The organism is Sandaracinaceae bacterium, from assembly GCA_016706685.1.
Taxonomy (GTDB): Bacteria; Myxococcota_A; Polyangia; order Polyangiales; family Houyiibacteriaceae; genus JADJJE01.
Map to the genome: position 1 here is coordinate 318,950 of JADJJE010000003.1, position 18,102 is coordinate 337,051.

Here is an 18,102-nt window from a genome sequence, read left to right on the forward strand (position 1 = left end):
AACTCACATCGCTCGCTGCTATCCGTGCTCGCCACGCTGGCGTTCGTGCTCACCGGTGGGTGCGCGGACGAGCAGCTCTGCCTGCTGCGCGTTCCCCCGCCCACCACGCTCACGCTCACACTCGATCACCAGCTGCCCGTGGCGGACGACAGCTTCGAGGTGCTCATCAGCAACCCGTACTCGAGCACCTCGTGTGTTGTGGGCGGAGCGTCTGGCACCGCCGTCTGTGATGGCGATGTGGTGGCCAGTGCCTCGTGGAGCGCCTCCGAGATCGTGGTCACCATGGAGTCGCCGTTCTACGACCGCGACAGGTCGCGCGAGGTTCACCCGCCGGAGAACGTCGAGGTGCTGGTCTCACACGAAGACGAGGAGGTCGCCAGCCTCACCGTCGATGTGGTAGCTGGCCCGACCCTCGAGCCCAACGGGCGAGGCTGCGGCTCGAAGTGGATGGCGACGGCGCACGGGCAAGTGCCCTGAGCGAGCGGCGTGGGACGCGGCAGAAGCCGTGCACGTCGTCGTCCGTCATCGAACGCGCGGTGTACGTGACGTAGAGCAGCGGGAAGAGCGACTTGTCGAACACGATGCGCGCGCTGTCGGCTTCCGATGCGCGCGTCAGACGAGCGGCGTGAGCGCGACGAGCACCTCGTCGTACACGCCGCCGAAGTCGCCGTTGGACATCAGCACCACCACGTCGCCCGGTTGAGCATGCGCTGCCACGCGAGCGGCCACGGAGCGCACGTCGGGCGTGGCCTCGGCCGTCTTCCCGGCGCGCACCAGCTCCGCCACGATGGCGTCCACGTCGAGGCGCTGGTCCGCGGGGATCTCGGGGCGGCCCACGGGCGCGATCAGCGTGACGTCGGCCGGCAGGAACGCAGCGGGGTAGTCGTCCTGGTGCATGCGCCGCGAGGCCGTGGCGCTGCGTGGCTCGAAGGCGGCGATGAGCTTGCCGCGCGGGTGCAGGCTGCGCAGGCCCTTCAAGGTCTCGCGCACGGCCGTGGGGTGGTGCGCGAAGTCCTCGTAGACGTAGACGCCGCCGGCCACGCCCAGCAGCTCTTGGCGGCGCTTCACGCCGGCCAGGTGCGGCACAGTCTCGAGAGCGGCTCCCAGCTGCAGGCCCGCGCCCTCCACCGCGGCGATGACTGCGGCCAGCACGTTGCGCGCGTTGTGTGCCCCCGACAGCGGCGAGTACACGCGCGCGAGGAACGAGCCGCCACCGAACAGATCGAAGGGCTGCGCGCCTGCCTCCACCGCGGCGAGCGCGGCCGAGTAGATGGGCGCCACGTCACCGCAGTCGTCACTCGCCAGCGCGTAGAAGCGCACGGGGCAGCGGGCCTGCTTGGCTAGCTCACGCACCTCGGGGTCGCCTGCGTAGGCCACCAACAAGCCGTCTTCGGGGATGCGCGCGATCAGCCCCTCGAAGGCGGCGCGATACGACGCGGGGTCTGGATAGATGTCCACGTGGTCGTGCTCGACCGAGGTGAGGATCACCACGCGTGGGTTGTACTGCCAGAACTTGGGCGTCTTCTCGAAGTAGGCGCTGTCGTACTCGTCGCCCTCGATGACGAACGGCGCACCCGGGCTGCCGAGGCGCGCGGCGCGGTCGAAGCCACGCGGCACGCCGCCGATGAGGAAGCCTGGGTCGCGCCCGCCCGCGTGCAGCAGCTGCGCGAGGATGGCGGTGGTGGTGGTCTTGCCGTGCGTGCCGGCCACCACGTAACCCGGGCGGTCTTGCAGGAAGAGCTGGTTGAGCGTGCCCGGGAAGGACAGGCAGCGCAGGCCAAGCTCGTGCGCCGCGACGGCCTCGGGGTTGTCCTTGCGACACACGTTGCCCACCACCACCAGGTCGGGCGCGGGGTCCAGGTTGGCCGCGTCCCAGCCCGGCAGCGTGCGGACGCCCCACGCATGTAGCGCGGGCCCCATGGGCGGGTAGAAGGCACGGTCGGACCCGGAGACGTCGTGCCCTGCGTCACGCAGCAGCCCCGCGAGCGCGCCCATGCCCGTGCCGCAGACCCCGATGAGGTGGATGTGCATTGGCCGCAGCCTAGCGATTTGCGGTGACCACACAACTTACCGGGCCCCGAACGGCCGCAGGTCCACGGCCACCTCGACGTACGTGGACGTGATCGTGGACGTGAACGAGCAGGAGCACGAGCACGTCCACGTTCACGTCCGTTGCCGTTGACGGAAACGTCTTGGGCTCAGCCGCCCCAGAGCTCCTGGGCGGCCACCCCCAGGCAGGCCAGCACCACCAACACGGCGACCAGGCGCTTGAGCTTCTTCGGGTCGGCCTTCACCGCGTACTTGACGCCCAGCACCGAGCCCACCGAAGTGGCCACGGCCAGCACCAGCGCGGGCGCCCAGGCGATCTGCCCACGCGCGAGGAACACCACCAGCGAAGCGACGCCAGAAACCAGGGTGCACAGCATCTTCAGCGCGTTGGCGCGCACCAAGTCGTAGTGCAGCGTGCCGGCCAGCACCATGAGCAGCACGAAGCCCACGCCGCCGTGCACGAAGCCACCGTAGAGGCCCGCAGCGAAGAGCCCGAGCATGGCGCGCGGGTGGTCGGTGGCGCGCTTGGGCGTGGCTCCCTCGGGCGCGATGGCCGTCGGCCGCACCACCATCAGCACGGCGATGCCGACCATGGTCAGCAAGAGCACCGGCGTCAGGAGCTCCACTGGGAAGTACGACGCCACGAGCGCGCCGATGACGTTCCCGAGCAGCGTCGGCGGCCCGATGTCCCGGATGGCAGCCAGGTCCAGCTTGCCTTCGCGGTGGTAGTGGTACGAGCCCGTCGCCGCCTGCGCGAAGATGGACACTCGGTTGCTGGCGTTCGCCACGTCGGCGGGCAGCCCCAAAAGCATGAGCGCAGGCAGGGTCAGCAGGCTGCCGCCTCCTGCCACGGTGTTGATGAAGCCGGCCACGAGGCCTGCCAGCATCATCAGGGCCAAGAGGCCCACGTCGTAGGAAGCCCAGGTCATTGGGGGGTGGTCGGGGGGTCGCGCCAGAATGCTACGGCCGCTGGCACTTTCTGCGCCTCGCGTCTATATGCCGGGACATGCGCAGCCCCAAGCACTTCTTCGCCCCGCTCGCCATTGGTGCCCCCGCTCCCCTCCGCGAGGTGCCCTTCAAGCCGTCGCGGATGATCCACTTCTTCGACCCCAGCAACGCCAAGATGGCGGAGAAGGTGCCGGACATCGCCAAGCAGACCGACGTGCTGCTGGGCAACCTAGAGGACGCCATCGCGTCCGACAAGAAGCTGGCCGCACGCGAGGGCTTCATCAAGATCGCCGCCGCGACCGACTTCGGCGACTGCCAGCTGTGGACCCGCGTGAACAGCCTGGACAGCCCGTGGTTCCTGGACGACGTCACCGAGATCGTCACCAAGGTGGGCAACAAGCTCGACGTGCTGATGGTGCCCAAGGTCGAGGGCGCCTGGGACATCCACTACGTGGACCGCTTGCTGGCCCAGCTGGAGGCGCGTGCCGGGCTCACGAAGCCCATCCTGGTGCACGCCATCCTCGAGACCGCGCTGGGTGTGGCCAACGTGGAAGAGATCGCCAGCGCCAGCCCGCGCATGCAGGGGCTCAGCCTGGGGCCGGCAGACCTCGCCGCCTCGCGCCGCATGAAGACCACCCGCGTGGGCGGTGGGCACCCGGGCTACCTGGTGCGGGCCGATCCCGACGCCGCCAACCCGGAGGCGCCGCGTACCACCGCGCAGCAGGACCTCTGGCACTACACGCTGGCCCGCATGGTGGATGCCTGCGCGTCCAACGGCATCCTCCCGTACTACGGGCCGTTCGGTGACATCAAGGACGTGGTCGCCTGCGAGGACCAGTTCCGCAACGCGTTCCTGCTGGGCTGTGTGGGCGCGTGGTCGCTGCACCCCGTGCAGATCGGCATCGCCAAGAAGGTGTTCTCGCCGCCCGTGGACGAGGTGCTGTGGGCCAAGAAGGTCATCTCCGAGATGGGCGACGGCACCGGCGCGGTCATGATCGACGGCAAGATGCAGGACGACGCCACCGTGAAGCAGTGCAAGGTCATGGTGGACCTCGCCAAGATGCTGGCCGAGAAGGACGCCGACCTGCGCACCGCCTACGGCTTCTGATTTCCGCTCACCCCCGCACACAGGAGACCCCGAGACATGGCCGCTTCCGCAAGACCCCGTCGCTCCGTGCTCTACATGCCGGGCAGCAACGCGCGCGCGCTCGACAAGGCGCGCTCCCTCCCCGCTGACGGGCTCATCCTGGACCTCGAAGACGCGGTGGCACCGGACGCGAAGGCCACGGGCCGCCAGCAGATCGTGGAGCACGTGCGCGCCGGGGGCTATGGCCGCCGCGAGCTGATCCTGCGCGTGAACGCCCTGAACTCGCCGTGGGGCTTCGAGGACCTGGTGGCCGCGGCCACTTCCGGTGTGGACGCCGTGCTGCTGCCCAAGATCGAGAGCGCGGACGCCGTGCGTCAGGCCGAGCAGGTGCTGGTGGCCCACGGGGCGCCGGACAGCCTGGCCATCTGGACCATGATGGAGACGCCGCGCGGCATGCTGCGCGCGGAGGAGATCGCGGACAGCACGCCGCGCATGGCGGCGTTCGTCATGGGCACCAGCGACCTCGCGAAGGACCTGCACTGCGCGCACACGCCCATGCGTCTGCCCATGATCACGTCGCTCGGGCTGTGCATGCTGGCGGGCCGCGCGGCCGGGCTGGCGGTGCTGGACGGCGTGTACCTGGACCTGAACGACGACGAGGGCTTCGCCGCCAGCTGTCGTCAGGGCGCCGAGCTCGGCTTCGACGGGAAGACGCTGATCCACCCGAAGACGGTGGGCGCCGCCAACGAGGCCTTCGCGCCGAGCGCCGCGGAGATCGCCTGGAGCCGCAAGATCATCGCGGCGCACGCGGAGGCCGAGGCCGCTGGCAAGGGCGTGCTCTTGGTGGACGGCAAGCTCATCGAGAACTTGCACGTGGCCAACGCGCGCCGGCTGGTGGCGTTGAGCGAGGCCATCGAGGCGCTGGCCGCGGGCTGAGCGGCAGGTCGTTGGGGACGGCGGCTCAGTCCAGCCGCTCGTGGTACTCGGCCAGGTCGTCTGCGGTGGGCGCGCTCGGACGCGCCGTGGGAGCGTCCGTCAGGCGAATGATGAGCGAGCTGCGCTGGCTGCCGCGCTCTGTGACGATCACATCCATGTGGTAGGCCGTGCCGGAGGGCCGCAGCGCGATGGCGTTGATGAAGCTGGCGCCAGTGCCATGCGGCTCCACCTGGCCCGTGAGGAGCCGGGGCCCGAAGTACTGGACCAGCTTCACCGCGGGGACGGGCACCTCGAAGATGTGCCGGTTGTTGCCGCTCTGCTCGTTCTCGAGACCACGCGGCAGGGTGAGCCCAGCCAAGACCCGCTCGGACGGAAGCAGCTTGCCGTCGGCGTCCAACAGCGCATCACGCGCGGCGGGCGTGGGCGCGGGGCGAGGAACGACCTCGTCTTCCGGGACGGCCTCGGTGGATCCCGCGTCGTTGCCACTACAGCCCAGGATTGCGAGCGCGACCCCCATGACCCCGAGCGAGAGCGGGGTCAGGAGGGCGAGGAGGGATAGGACGCGAGGGAGAACGCGCGGACGGGGCATGGCAGGGATGGTAGCGCGCAGCCCGCGTCACTCCACGCGGCGAACCGCGCCCACGGTCTGCACCTGGATGGGAGGGGTGGTGACGCTAAGCCCGATGGTGGCCACGGCGCCACCACCGGCGCCCGTTCCCTGGCCCGAGATCTGCGCCACCAGCTCGAACTGCGCAGGCGCCGCGTCGGTCACATGGTGACGGGCCTGCGGGTTCCCCAAGTAGGGGTCGGTCTCACCGGGCGGCTCATCGGAGGAGTTGCAGCGCGGACGCGCGGCGATGCCGACGCCCATGAGCAGGCCGTTTTGGAGGCTCTCGAAGCCCGAGATGGTGTGGTCGAACGCCACCATTTCCGTATCGTCGATCGTGGGATGCGGAAGGCGCGCTACCGGCTCGTGGAGGTTGCTACCCACGTGCTCGACATAGTCCACGCCCCAGAGGCGGCTGTAGCCGAAAGAGCACGCGTTGTTGGCCTCGACGTCGGTCACGAACGTGCCGAAGTAGACAACGCCGTTGAAGAGCTCGAGCGGTCCGGTGACCTGCTCGCCGGGGCGCAGCGAGTTCAGGGAGTTGGCGGGACCATTCAAGATGTCCCAGTTGACGGTCATGTCCACGCCCGTGAACGTGAACAAGGTGGTGTTCACGTTGATGGTCTCCGTGAGCGACACCACGCGGTTCATGGCCGTTCCGTCCTCGAGCATGTCCGCGTCGCCGCTCGCCTGGATGATGACCACGCGGCCGTCATCGAGAGTGGAGAGCAGGGGCGGGTTGTAGGCAGGCTGCCCAGCGTCCGCCGGCAGGTCGTGGAACATGTCCCAGATGGCCTGATAGTCCCAGTCGTCCGGGTCTTTGGACGAGAGGTCGAGGCGCCACAGGATACCGTCGTGGTCGTTGAAGTACGCGGCCTGCGCGTCCGAACCCACGCTGCCCGGGAAGACCGACACGCCGCCGGTGAGCGGCGAGGGGAAGTCGTCGAAGTGGCGAATGAGCTTGCCCGTGAGGATGTCCACCACGAAGAGCGCCCTACCCTGGGTGCCCCAGTTGCGGCGGCTGCCACGCGGCGCAATGCCGCTGACGGTCTCCGGAATGTGGCGGCTGTCACTTGGGCTGTTGACGCCCGCGAGCTCCGCCCCCCCCCAGCCACCGGGGAGGATGGCCACGGTGCGCTGGTGGATGCCGCCTGTCGCGAACTCCACGTTGACCTGCGCCATGCGCGGCTGACCGTAGGTCTGGCCCAGCTGCGGGTGGGTGTACTGCCACAGGAACTTGGGCTCGAACGGGTCCGTGATGTCGAGCGCGAAGTAGCCGCGCGCGCCCTGCCGGAAGCCCATGACCAGCACGGTGCGCCAGTCGGCGGCGGAGCCCGTACCCGTGCGGGCCGTGATCACGTCTTGAATCACGGGCGTCCCGTCCAGCATCCACTGATGGCTGGTCATGGTGTCCTCCAACTCATCCAGCAGGATGGGTGGGATGAAGCCCCAGATCTCGTGCCCAGCGGTGTAGGTCGTGGTGGCCCCGCCCGAATCGTGGTCGTAGTCGTCCGCCAGGAACGCGTGCAGGATGCCGTCGTTGGTGCCCACGTAGACCACGCGCGGGCGGTCACCGATGAGCTGGCGGAACTCGTTGAACGTCTCGTCCGAACGGTCGGCGCCGGGCGGCCCGATGATGACGGGCGACGAGTGGTAGATGGAGCCCATGCGCTTGTCCCCACGCTCGGTCGATGCGTCGCCGTGGGTCCACGCCACGATGGCGTCGCGACGCGCGTTGTCGCCCGTCACCAGTCCGAGGTACTCCGCAGCGATGCTGGAGGCGTCGAACGGCGTCAAATCCGTGCTCACGGACACGGCAGGCGTGCCGAGCGCGGGTGGGTTGAGGGGGGAGGTTGGCGTGGGTGCCGCGAGGTGGCCATTGATGTCGGCCGCATCGGGCGGGAGGGCGGTGAGGAGCTGCCGTGTGCCTTGCGTGTTGAGCAGCTCGTGGAAACGGTCGGTGGCGTCGATGTCCCGAGCCACGACGGTCGTTCCGTTGCACTCGTAGCGCCGACGCTCGAGCACGCCCTGCCACGGCTCGTAGCCGAGGGCGATGGTGGAGAACGATGGGTTGAAGCCCGTCTGGAACTGGTGCTGGCCCCCGCCGCCAGCCCCGGCAGCAGAGAAGGCAGGGACGGTGCGGGTGGTGGTACCTGGCGCCGTCTGGCGGAGGATCTCTTCGAAGTCGACGCGGAGGTCGGACGCATTCGCGGGAAACCGCGCGCAGTCGCCGCCGCCCAGCGGGCACGTCTCGCCTGCGGTGGCGATCGCGTTGAGCGTGGTGCGCGCCGGCGCGTCGGCGGCGCGGATGTTCATGCCGATGACGTAGAGACCATCGAGCGGACCATCCGGGTCGGTGAGCCGCGCCGCCGTGTTCTCGGGAGTGTCGTACGGGCAGTTCTCGACGCCGCCGCTCACCACGCCGCCCGACTCGGTTCCACCGTCGTGCTCGCAGTAGTAGGGGTGGCCTCGGAAGTCCATGTTCGGGCGACCGTCGGTGAGCAAGATGGCGAACCGCTGACGGCACTCACGGTAGGGGTCGCCCGTGGTGCCATTGGACGGCCGCACGTCCTCGTGGTGGTCGAAGTAGTACTCGACGTCCTCGAGCATGGCGGCGACGGGCGTCGCGCCGTGCGGGCGGAGCTCGCGCGTCATCAGCGTGGACTGGATGCTGGCGTTGATGGCTGTGTGGTCGTCGCTCGGCACGTCCGGGTCGGTGCTCTCGAAGCCCACCGAGACGAGCCGACCCGAGGCCGCCGTCTCACTGCGCGCGCCGCTGTTCACGCGCCGGTCGTTGTTGTCGGGGCAGCCGAAGTAGTGGAACCCGCGGCTCTCCGCGTAGGAGAACGCGCCGCGCACGCCGTCCGAGAGTGTCTCGTTGAAAGACGCGTGGGGGATGAGCGCCCCGAACGGTGTGTAGGTCGGGTGGGCATCGAACGTCATGAGGCCGAACTTCACGCGGTCGACGTAGGTGTCGAGGATGCCGTTGTCCGCCTGCGGCGTGCCGTATGGATGCACGGCGTGGGAGAGGTAGTAATCCTCGTCGTACTGGCCGGTGTAGACCGTGCCGCTCGGGCCCGTCCCACGCCGGGTGGGATCCGTGACGCACGAGTACGACTGCCACTGACCCGTGAGCACCTCGAGCACGTTCGCCCAGCGGTTGCGGGCCGGGACGGCGTCGCTGCAGTCGGTCATGCACTCGCGGCACGTTAGCGTGGTGCACTCGCAGTCGCCCACGTACTCCATCGACCCAGAGGAATCGATCAAGAGCATGACGGCCGGCCGAATCTCGCGGATGTCGGGCTGCGCGGCTGCGGGGGACACCCCAGGCATCAGGCTCGCAAGGAGCAGCGCGAAGGGCACCCACGCAAAGCCCAGGGCGCGGTGGCGGCGTGAGCGAGCGGTCAGACTGTGCGGGTTCGGATCAGGCATATTGGCTCCCTGGCCGCCTCAGAGGCGGCCGGCGGGGTAGTCGGTCTGGAGCGCGAAGATTCGCGTGCCGGCGGCGGTCTCGCCGGCATGAAAGCCGAAGTCGATGGCGGAGGAGTCGGCCTCCACGCCACCCGTGACGATGGACGCGTTGGGACGCAGGCGGGCGCGGGCGGTGTAGACGATGTGCATCATGACGGCCGGTGCGCCGTCCCCGGAGCGCTCGCCAGCACGGTTGAGCTGGGTCACGTAGACGTCGTTGACGTCCACCCAGCGCACGGCCTCACCGGACTCGTGCGGGCCCAGCTGGTCCTGTGTGGTGATGGGTCCGAGGAGGCTGAAGTCCCTCTCGGTCAAGCGGCCCACGTCGAACTGGTTGGTGTCGTAGGTGGCTTCGAGCCCCTGCATTTGGGGGTTGCCCGCTCCCAGCTCACGGTCACGGCGCAGCTTGAACAGCAGCGTCTCGCTGCCCATCGTGGCCACCACGGCCATCGCCGTGCGCGCCGTGCCCTCGCTCACGTACTCGGCCTGCATGGCCCGGCGCGAGTGGCCGGACGCGCGCAGCTCGAGCGACGAGGTGTGCATCGCGAACAGGGCCGTGGACGTCATCATCATGAGCACCAGCAGGGTGACCAGCATCACCAGACCGTGCTCACGGGTGACCGTGTGACGGAGGCGCGCTCGCGTGTTCTGCACCTGGCTCATTAGGAGACCTCGGTTGGCGATGTTCTCGAGCATGATGACCTCTTCCGCCGTGCGAACATGGGCCGCAGGCGCTTGGTCCACCGCCTGGGTGGCCGTGGTGTTGGGCGGCACGCGCGGAAGGTAGCTGCGCAAGGGCGCGCGCTGACTCGCCCGTGGGCCCGTCCAGGGGAAGTTCCGATCCACACCCGGCGTGCGCACACCCAGAGTCACGCGCACCGCCCGCCCGGAGCCGGGGTCGGCAGCGAGTGCGGCCGCTCCTCCATCACCGTCGAGCGTCTCCACGAGGCCGGGGTCCACCACTCCAGCGGCGGCGGTGGCACGCGTGATGGCGGCGTCGAAGTGGACCAGGTACTCGAGCACCACGCGCTCGCTGTTGGCAATCGGGGTGTTGGCGTCGCTGAAGCTGAGTTCACGCCTCGCCAAAATCGTCTGCTCCACGCCACGCGCGTAGCGCTCGGTCGCGCTGCCTGCCGGCAGGAGCCACGCGAACGCGGCGTCGTTCTCGGGCGCGGTCGCGTAGTACTCCACGCGCGAGATGGGGCTGATGCGCGCACCCCGCCCATACCCGAAGCAACCGACGCTGATGCCCGGCGTGACCGTGATGGTGGCCGAGGCGCCGTTGACGGAAGTGATCTCGCGCGCCACCCGGCGACCCGTCTCGGAGACCAAGTAGACCCAGCGCCCCGGACGGAAGGCATCTTGGAAGCGCTGCGGATCGAGCGGGGCCCCGAAGCTGCGCCGGAACGACTGCCGCGTCTGCTGGAGCGAGATGGTGGTCCCCCGACGATCTCGGAGACGAGGTAGTGGTCGCCGGTCGCGAAGTTGCCGGACATGACGACCCCGTCGGCCTGGACCCGGTTGTGGGCGTCGTCCGCGAGCCACAGCTGGGCGGTGTAGGCGTTGTCGTTCACGGCGAACCCGACCAACCGAAAGCCCGGGGTCACCGCGCATCCGGCCGGATTGGCGCCACGGTCCCCGTCGGACGCACTGGTTCCGCTGTCGGGGGTGGCGCCGAAGCCGGCGCGGGAAAAGTCACGACGCACATGCTCCATGCCAGAGCGCACGGCAGCCTGAGCCTGACTGATACGGTTCTGCTCCTGGAAGGCGCGCGTGGACCCGGCGCCCAACGAGTAGACGGTGGCGATGGTCATGGCGCCTGCCACGACGGCCACCAGCATCTCGACCAGCGTGAAGCCGGCGTTCGTGTGCCCCTCGGCGAGCATACGTCGGCGGGAGGTCATTGGGGCAACCCCTGCCAGCGAACGACCGTGCTGCTGTAGATGACACCGAAGTCCGTGACCTCGGCCAGCGCGGTGGTCAGCGCGTTCTGGTCGGCCCCACAGTCCTCGATGGTGTCTGCCGTGCGAGTCGGACGATGCCACCACGTGCGGACATCGAGGCGCGCCACTTGATCCGTGCCGCCGGACATCCATGTCCACCGCAGGCTGGTGCAGTAGCTGGCCGGGGGCGTGCCGGCACCCGACGGAATCGGCATGGGTGCGCCGTACCAGTCGCTGGCGGCGGTGACCGTTGGGTCGTCAGGGTCCTCCACGGGGAGGAACCAGCCGCTGGTGCCCGTCTGTGTGTCAGGGAGGGCGTTCAACCACGTCATGTTGGGATCGTCGAACGCGACGGGACCCCAGCGCAGCGCCTCCAGCTTCACGCGCTCGATCCAGAAGCGGTTCACTTCGGTGGCCGTGCTGATCATGCGTGAGCGCCGCGCCCCGGTGGCAGAGACGTTCTGCATGGTGAACACGGCGATGGCGCCGGCGGTCATGACCGAGATGGCCATCATGACCTCGACGAGGGTGAAGCCGCGACGGCCTCGGTGGCGAGGATGGCGGGTCATCGTGCCACCCTGGCGGCTGCGCCGAGCGGGACGGTGAGAAAGCGGTCGGGCGACAGCGGGTCACCGTTCAGGTCGAGGCGCTGGACACGGATGAGGAAGCCGCCGCTCAGGTTGCCGCCGGCGCCCGCGTTGCTTGAGCTCATCAAGAGGTTGGCGCCCACCGCGGCGCCTGCGCGCCACAACGAGGTGCCGGTGGGCTCGAAGCACATGTCGGCCGCTGCCTCTGCGAAGCTCCCCGCTGCCCCTGTGGTGACCATCCCGAGCTGGAAGACCTCGTCCGAGAGCTGACGCGTGGCGGGGTTCAGCTGGTCCGTGCAGAAGCCGCCCGGACCACACGCCACGCCGGTGATCGCGGCCCAGTCGCTGGCGCCGCAGCTGCTGTTGTTGCCCTCGTAGGCCACCAGCCCGCCCTGCCCGTTGTTGTCCGCCGCCGTGAAGCGCACCAGCTGGGCGCGGCCGCTGCCGGTCGCACGCGCACGGGCCCCGTTGTAGAAGTTGACGATCTGCCCCGTCAGGTCGCGCACACGGGCATCCGCGAGCGCGTCCATCATGGACGGAGCGGCCAGCCCGGTCATCATGGCGATGATGATCACCACCGCCATCAGCTCGACCAAGGTGAACCCCTGAGTGCGGCGGGACGCGGAAGGTCGGAGACGGAAAGGCACGGCTGGAGCACTATGCAAGGAGCGTACCCCCCGCTTCGAGGGTGCGTATCCATGGCGATCCTGCGGATCACACCGCTCCCACAGGATGGGCACGGCCCGCATTCGGTGCAGAGCTACGAAAACTTTTCGTGGAGTCACGGTCGCATCAACTTCCGACGCCTAGAGGGTGCATACGCGCGGCTGGCGTCGCCCGATACTGTAGAGGATGTGAGCTGAAGCCCGAAGAACCCGGCCATCGGGTGCAAAGCGAGCACAAGATGCCCGAACGGCCTTGACACCACCCGCCCAGCGGCGTACATCGGCGCCTCCACACGCCCGCGGAAGTGGCGGAATTGGCAGACGCGCATGATTCAGGTTCATGTAAGGTAACTCTTGTGGAGGTTCGAGTCCTCTCTTCCGCACCCTTGAACTAAGTGGAGTTCAGAGAGAGCCCGGCTTCGGCCAGGCTCTCTTTTTTTATGGTGGGCCTTCAGGAGAGCGCCACGAGCGCCTCGCGCAGCACCGCCTCGAGGGGCCGGTCGACCTCGTCGTGCTCGGTCACGCTCTCGACCGCCCGCTCCGCGTCGGGCCGCTTGTAGCCCATTTGCACGAGCGCCCCGACCACCTGCGCGGCGACGCCCGTCACGGAAGGCACGGCGGGCTTCTTCACGGCCGACCGCGGAGTGGCGGTGCTGGAGGGCACGAACAGCAGCTTCCCCTTCAGATCCAACAGGATGCGCTCCACCGTCTTGCTGCCCACCCCCGAGATGCCTCGGAAGGCCTTCTTGTCCTCGACGGCGATGGCCTGCGCCAGCTCCGGCGCCGAGAGCGAGGACAGGATGGCCAGGGCCAGCTTGGGGCCGATGGAGTTGACGGTGAGCAGGGCGCGAAACGCGGCCTTGTCCTCGGGCGTGTCGAAGCCGTAGAGGATCAAGGCGTCCTCACGGACGTGCGTGTGGACGTGCAGGGTGGCCTCCCCGGCCCCCGCGTCGGGCAGGCGCCCCACGGTGCCGAGCGGCACGTAGACCTCGTAGCCCACGCCGCCCACCTCGAGGATGACCAGCCCCTCGAGCCCCTGTTGGACGATGGCGCCGCGAAGCCGCCCGATCATGGCGTGCCCCGCAGCGCCGACCCCTCGCTCATTCGGACTCGGCCTCGGGGGCAGGCTGCGGGGCGCTGGGGGCCTTGGCCACCACCACCATGGCCGCGCGCAACAGGCGCTCGCCGATGCGATAGCCGGAGACGACCTCGGTGAGGACCGTGCCCGGCGGGTGCTCGGCGGTCTCCACCTGCTGGATGGCGTCGTGCAGGGTGGGGTCGAAGCGCTCGCCGGCGGCCTGCACGCGGGTCACCCCCATGCGGGAGGCGATGTCGTCGAAGCTGCGCAGCACCATCTCGATACCCGAGATGACGGCCACCACGTCGGTTGCCCCGCGCGAGGCCTCCACCGCGCGCTCGAGGTTGTCCACGATGGGCAGGAAGTCGCGCAGGCTGTCCTCGCGGCCACGCCGCAGCGCGTCCTCGGCGTCGCGGCGCGCGCGCTTCCGGAAGTTGTCGAAGTCCGCCATGGTGCGCAGCAGCTGGTCTTTGAGCTTGTCGCGCTCGGCCGTCAGGATCGAAAGTTCGCTCGGTGCCTCGCCGGGCTCCCCCTCGACGACCGTCTCGGCACCGCTAGCGCCCTGCGGGCCACGGGAGTCGGAGTTTTCGTTGGGGTTCTCGTCGGAATCGCTCACGGAATCATCCTCGCTTCGGGTTGCTGGCGGCGAACATAACCCCTCACCGTCCGTGGGACAACGAACCGCGCATCGGCTGGGCGAACCGTGATGCGGAATACCTTCGGATGACAGTATCGCGGGAAGGGTACCAGACGGTATAAGGTGGGCTGGCAGGCAAATGAAGAGGATCCATGGGTAAAGTCATCGGCATCGACCTCGGCACCACCAACTCGTGTGTGGCCGTGCTGGAGAACGGAGAGGCGCTGGTCATCCCCAACGCCGAGGGCAGCCGCACCACCCCGTCCGTCGTCGCCTTCACCAAGGAGGGTGACCGCCGGGTGGGCAGCGTGGCCAAGCGCCAGGCCGTCACCAACGCGGAGAACACCATCTACGCCGTGAAGCGCCTCATGGGCCAGGAGTACGACTCGGAGGACGTGGAGCGCTTTCGGGCGTTGGTGCCCTACCGCGTGATTCAGAACACCAACGGAGACGCGTGGGTGCATGCGGGCGGGCGTGATCTGTCGCCGCCCGAGATCTCCGCCATGATCCTCGAGAACATGCGCGACGTGGCCGAGTCCTACCTGGGCGAGAAGGTCACCGACGCGGTCATCACGGTGCCGGCGTACTTCGACGACGCCCAGCGCGCGGCCACCACGGCGGCGGGCAAGATCGCCGGGCTGAACGTGCAGCGCATCATCAACGAGCCCACGGCGGCCGCGCTGGCATACGGCTTCAAGGAGCGCGAGGGCCAGCGCGTGGCCGTCTACGACCTCGGCGGCGGCACGTTCGACATCTCCATCCTGGACATCCGCAAGGGCGTCTTCACGGTGCGCGCCACCTCGGGCGACACTCACCTCGGCGGCGAAGACTTCGACCACCTGGTGCTCAAGGAACTGGCCCGGCGCTTCAAGGAGCAGCACGGCATCGACCTGATGCAGGACCGCATCGCGCTCCAGCGCCTCAAGGAGCAGGCCGAGAAGGCCAAGCACGAGCTCAGCTCGTCGCTGCAGACCGAGATCAACCTGCCCTTCATCGCGGCCAACGAGACGGGCCCGAAGCACCTCGAGACCACGCTCAAGCGCAGCGAGCTGGAGATCCTGGTGACCGAGCTGATCGACCGGACCCTGGGGCCCTGCGCCCAGGCGCTGGCCGATGCCGGTCTCAAGAAGGAGGACATCGACGAGGTGCTGCTGGTGGGTGGCTCCACGCGCATGCCGCTGGTGCAGAAGCGCGTGGCCGAGTTCTTCGGAAAGGCGCCCCATAAAGGCGTGAACCCGGACGAGGTGGTGGCGCAGGGCGCGGCCATCCAGGGCGCGGCGCTCACGGGCGAAGTGGAAGAGGTGCTGCTGCTGGACGTGACCCCGCTGTCGCTCGGTGTCGAGACCGGCGGCGGTGTGTTCTTCCCGCTGATCCCGCGCAACACCACGGTGCCCACGCGCGCGAGCGAGGTGTTCACCACCAGCATCGACAACCAGCCCTTCGTGCCGGTGCACGTGCTCCAGGGCGAGCGTGAGATGGCCGCCGACAACAAGTCGTTGGCGCGCTTCGAGCTGGCGCCCATCCCTCCTTCGCCGCGTGGCGTGCCGGAGATCGAGGTGGCCTTCGACATCGACGCCAACGGCATCCTCAAGGTCACGGCCAAGGACCTGCGCACGGGGCGCGACCAGTCCATCCGCGTCACGGCGTCGAGTGGCCTGAGCGAAGACCAGATCAACCAGATCATCACCGACGCCGACAAGTTCCGGGCGAGCGACGTGGTGCGCAAGCAGCTGGCCGAGCTGAAGAACAGCGCCGAGGCCCTGCTCTACACCAGCGAGCGGGCCGTGGTGGAGTGCGCGGAGCTGGTGCCCGAGGCGTCCTCAAGCGGGTGCAGGTGGACATCGACCGGGTGAAGGCCATGGTCGCGGGGCAGCCAACGGCGGGCGAGCTGCGCGACGCGCTCCAGCAGCTGGAGCTGAGCGCCTACGGCATCGCCGAGGCCATGTACGCGTCCGAGCCCAGCGGGAATTCGAGCGAGAGCTGAGCGGCGCTCGGGAGCGAGCGGGGCTGCGGGCGATCATCGATCGACATCCCCGTTCGGGCGCCCCAAACTCCCGCCATGAGCCTCAACCCCGCGCAGCGCGAAGCCGTGGAGCACGACCAGGGGCCCATGCTGGTCCTGGCCGGCGCGGGCTCGGGCAAGACGCGCGTGATCACCGCGCGCATCGCTCGGCTGATCGAGCGTGGGACGCGGCCCGATGCGATCCTGGGCGTGACCTTCACCAACAAGGCGGCCCGCGAGATGGCCGAGCGCATGGTGCCGCTGATCGGGCGCGAGCGCACCGAGCGCGTGTGGCTGAGCACGTTCCACTCGTTCGGGGTCCGCTTCCTGGGCGAGGAGAGCAAGCGCCTCGGCTTCGAGGGCGGGCGCTTCGTGATCTTCGACCAGGGCGACTCGCTGGGGCTGGTGAAGGACATCCTACGCACCGAGGTGGGCATCACGCGCAACGTGGACGTGCCCTCGCTCATGACGCGCATCTCGCTGTGGAAGAACGCGTTCAAGGGGCCCGACGAGATCCCCGCGTCCACCTTCGAGTACGACGCCATCGCGCGCGAGGTGTACCCCCACTACGAGGACCGCATGCGGCGCATGCACGCGGTCGACTTCGACGACCTGGTGGTGCTGCCGGTGCGCATCCTCCAGCAGCACGAGGACGTGCGGGAGAAGTGGCGGGCGCGCTTCCGCTACCTGCTGATCGACGAGTTCCAGGACACCAACAAGAGCCAGCTCGAGCTGGTGCGGGCGCTGGCGAACTCGCTGAACAACGTGTGCGTGGTGGGTGACGACGACCAGTCCATCTACGGCTGGCGCGGCGCCGAGGTGGGCAACATCCTCGACTTCGAGCGCTACTTCCCGGGCACCAAGGTGGTGAAGCTGGAGGACAACTACCGCAGCTACGCGCAGATCCTGGCCGTGGCCAACGCCGCCATCGCGCAGAGCCGCGGCAAGCGCCACGGAAAGACGCTGCGCGCGGCGCGCGGGCTGGGCGACAAGGTGCGGCTGGTCACCACCAACGACGCCGCGAACGAAGTGGAGTTCGTGGTCAACGAGATCCACGACCTGGCGCAGAACCACCGTGTGGCCTACCGCGACATGGCGGTGCTGTACCGCAGCAACGGGCAGGCCCGCATTCTGGAAGAGGAGCTGCGTGCGGGCGGCATCCCGTATCAGCTCTTCGGCGGCACGCAGTTCTTCGACCGGAAAGAGGTGAAGGACGCCATCGCGTACCTGCGCGTGGTGGTGAGCACGCGCGACGAGCTGAGCATCCGGCGCGTGATCAACACGCCGCCACGCGGGCTGGGCGACACCAGCCTCGACCGCATCGCGGGGTACGGAAAGCTGCACGGGCTGTCGCTGTTCGAGGCGCTCCAGCGCGCCGAGCAGGTGCCCGGCATCACGGAGCCGGCCAAGCGCGGGGCCGAGCTGTTCACGCAGAGCATCGAGCGGGCGCGCACCAGCCTGTTGCGCGAGGGGGCCGAGCTGGTGCCCACCACCAAGCGGCTCTTCGAGGACGCGGGCTACACGCGCATGCTCAGCGCTGGAGCGGACAAGGACAGCAAGCGCCGCGTGGAGAACTTCGGCTTCTTGATGCGCAGCGTGGAGCGCTACGCGAGCGCCCCCAGCGCCGGGAAGGCGAGTCTCAGCGTGTTCCTCACGCGCCTCACGCTACGGGTGGACAACGAGGAAGAGGTGGCCGGCAACAAGGTCACGCTGAGCTCGCTGCACTCCAGCAAGGGGCTCGAGTTCCCGGTGGTGTTCTTCATTGGCCTGGTGGAGGGCATCCTGCCGCACAGCCGCACCACGGACCCGAAGGTGAACGAGGCCGTGCTGACCGACGTGGACGAGGAGCGGCGCCTGTTCTACGTGGGCGTGACGCGCGCCATGAACCGGCTGTACCTCACGCGGCCGCTGCGGCGCACCAACCGCGGGCGGGTGATGCCGCTGTCGCCCACCCGCTTCCTGAGCGGGCTCCCAGAAGACGCCTACGAGGCCTATCAGGGGCGCGGGCGAGAGCGCACCAGCGTGCAGGAGACGGCGGACTTCGCGGCGCAGATCCTGGCGCAGCTGAACGCCAAGTAACACGTGCTCGGGC

General features: G+C 68.9%; 15 protein-coding genes and 1 tRNA gene. 7 read left to right on the forward strand and 9 right to left on the reverse strand.

The window, feature by feature from the left end; translation table 11 throughout:
• Window positions 1–24 precede the first annotated feature (24 nt).
• Window positions 25–477, forward strand: a complete 453-nt coding sequence (locus tag IPI43_07305) for a hypothetical protein (protein MBK7773934.1) — start codon at window positions 25–27, stop codon at window positions 475–477.
• 135 nt (window positions 478–612) lie between these two features.
• Here the strand turns inward: IPI43_07305 and IPI43_07310 are convergent, their stop codons facing one another.
• Together IPI43_07310 and IPI43_07315 are read right to left on the reverse strand one after the other, a co-directional pair.
• Window positions 613–2,031, reverse strand: coding sequence for a UDP-N-acetylmuramate:L-alanyl-gamma-D-glutamyl-meso-diaminopimelate ligase (locus IPI43_07310; GenBank protein ID MBK7773935.1), 1,419 nt, complete (start codon window positions 2,029–2,031; stop codon window positions 613–615).
• Window positions 2,032–2,198: 167 nt separating this feature from the next.
• Window positions 2,199–2,978: a sulfite exporter TauE/SafE family protein gene (locus IPI43_07315; protein ID MBK7773936.1), complete on the reverse strand. Its 780-nt coding sequence runs from the start codon at window positions 2,976–2,978 to the stop codon at window positions 2,199–2,201.
• A 77-nt stretch (window positions 2,979–3,055) separates the two neighbouring features.
• Here IPI43_07315 and IPI43_07320 point away from each other — a divergent pair, with 77 nt between their 5' ends.
• Both IPI43_07320 and IPI43_07325 read left to right on the forward strand, forming a co-directional pair.
• Window positions 3,056–4,105 carry a CoA ester lyase gene (locus tag IPI43_07320; GenBank protein MBK7773937.1) on the forward strand — a complete coding sequence of 350 codons (1,050 nt, stop codon included), beginning with the start codon at window positions 3,056–3,058 and terminating at the stop codon, window positions 4,103–4,105.
• Window positions 4,106–4,141: 36 nt separating this feature from the next.
• Window positions 4,142–5,020 (forward strand): CoA ester lyase, encoded by an 879-nt coding sequence (locus IPI43_07325; protein MBK7773938.1) that lies wholly within the window; start codon window positions 4,142–4,144, stop codon window positions 5,018–5,020.
• Window positions 5,021–5,045: 25 nt separating this feature from the next.
• On the opposite strand, the gene IPI43_07330 is transcribed toward IPI43_07325, so the two are convergent.
• From IPI43_07330 to IPI43_07350, 5 genes are all read right to left on the reverse strand, one after another.
• The gene (locus tag IPI43_07330) at window positions 5,046–5,609 is read right to left on the reverse strand and encodes a hypothetical protein (GenBank protein ID MBK7773939.1); all 564 of its coding nucleotides are present in this window, start codon (window positions 5,607–5,609) and stop codon (window positions 5,046–5,048) included.
• A 27-nt stretch (window positions 5,610–5,636) separates the two neighbouring features.
• Window positions 5,637–9,059 carry a hypothetical protein gene (locus IPI43_07335; protein ID MBK7773940.1) on the reverse strand — a complete coding sequence of 1,141 codons (3,423 nt, stop codon included), beginning with the start codon at window positions 9,057–9,059 and terminating at the stop codon, window positions 5,637–5,639.
• 908 nt (window positions 9,060–9,967) lie between these two features.
• Window positions 9,968–11,002, reverse strand: a complete 1,035-nt coding sequence (locus IPI43_07340) for a prepilin-type N-terminal cleavage/methylation domain-containing protein (GenBank protein ID MBK7773941.1) — start codon at window positions 11,000–11,002, stop codon at window positions 9,968–9,970.
• Window positions 10,999–11,610, reverse strand: a complete 612-nt coding sequence (locus tag IPI43_07345; protein MBK7773942.1) for a prepilin-type N-terminal cleavage/methylation domain-containing protein — start codon at window positions 11,608–11,610, stop codon at window positions 10,999–11,001. The genes IPI43_07340 and IPI43_07345 overlap by 4 nt, the downstream gene beginning before the upstream one ends.
• Window positions 11,607–12,224 (reverse strand): hypothetical protein, encoded by a 618-nt coding sequence (locus IPI43_07350; GenBank protein ID MBK7773943.1) that lies wholly within the window; start codon window positions 12,222–12,224, stop codon window positions 11,607–11,609. Before IPI43_07350 ends, IPI43_07345 begins: the two co-directional genes overlap by 4 nt.
• Window positions 12,225–12,592: 368 nt before the next feature.
• Between IPI43_07350 and IPI43_07355 the strand changes: the two genes are divergently transcribed.
• Window positions 12,593–12,676, forward strand: a tRNA-Leu gene (locus IPI43_07355).
• A gap of 68 nt (window positions 12,677–12,744) precedes the next feature.
• Here the strand turns inward: IPI43_07355 and ruvA are convergent.
• Both ruvA and IPI43_07365 read right to left on the reverse strand, forming a co-directional pair.
• Window positions 12,745–13,365, reverse strand: coding sequence for a Holliday junction branch migration protein RuvA (gene ruvA, locus IPI43_07360; protein ID MBK7773944.1), 621 nt, complete (start codon window positions 13,363–13,365; stop codon window positions 12,745–12,747).
• A 28-nt stretch (window positions 13,366–13,393) separates the two neighbouring features.
• The gene (locus tag IPI43_07365; protein MBK7773945.1) at window positions 13,394–13,987 is read right to left on the reverse strand and encodes a nucleotide exchange factor GrpE; all 594 of its coding nucleotides are present in this window, start codon (window positions 13,985–13,987) and stop codon (window positions 13,394–13,396) included.
• A gap of 173 nt (window positions 13,988–14,160) precedes the next feature.
• Here IPI43_07365 and dnaK point away from each other — a divergent pair, with 173 nt between their 5' ends.
• From dnaK to IPI43_07380, 3 genes are all read left to right on the forward strand, one after another.
• Complete coding sequence (gene dnaK, locus IPI43_07370) at window positions 14,161–15,861, forward strand: molecular chaperone DnaK (protein ID MBK7773946.1); 1,701 nt, start codon at window positions 14,161–14,163, stop codon at window positions 15,859–15,861.
• Entirely contained in the window at window positions 15,843–15,992 is a 150-nt protein-coding gene (locus IPI43_07375; GenBank protein MBK7773947.1) for a hypothetical protein, read from the forward strand. Before dnaK ends, IPI43_07375 begins: the two co-directional genes overlap by 19 nt.
• A 75-nt stretch (window positions 15,993–16,067) precedes the next feature.
• Window positions 16,068–18,089, forward strand: a complete 2,022-nt coding sequence (locus tag IPI43_07380) for a UvrD-helicase domain-containing protein (GenBank protein ID MBK7773948.1) — start codon at window positions 16,068–16,070, stop codon at window positions 18,087–18,089.
• The last annotated feature ends 13 nt before the right edge of the window (window positions 18,090–18,102 follow it).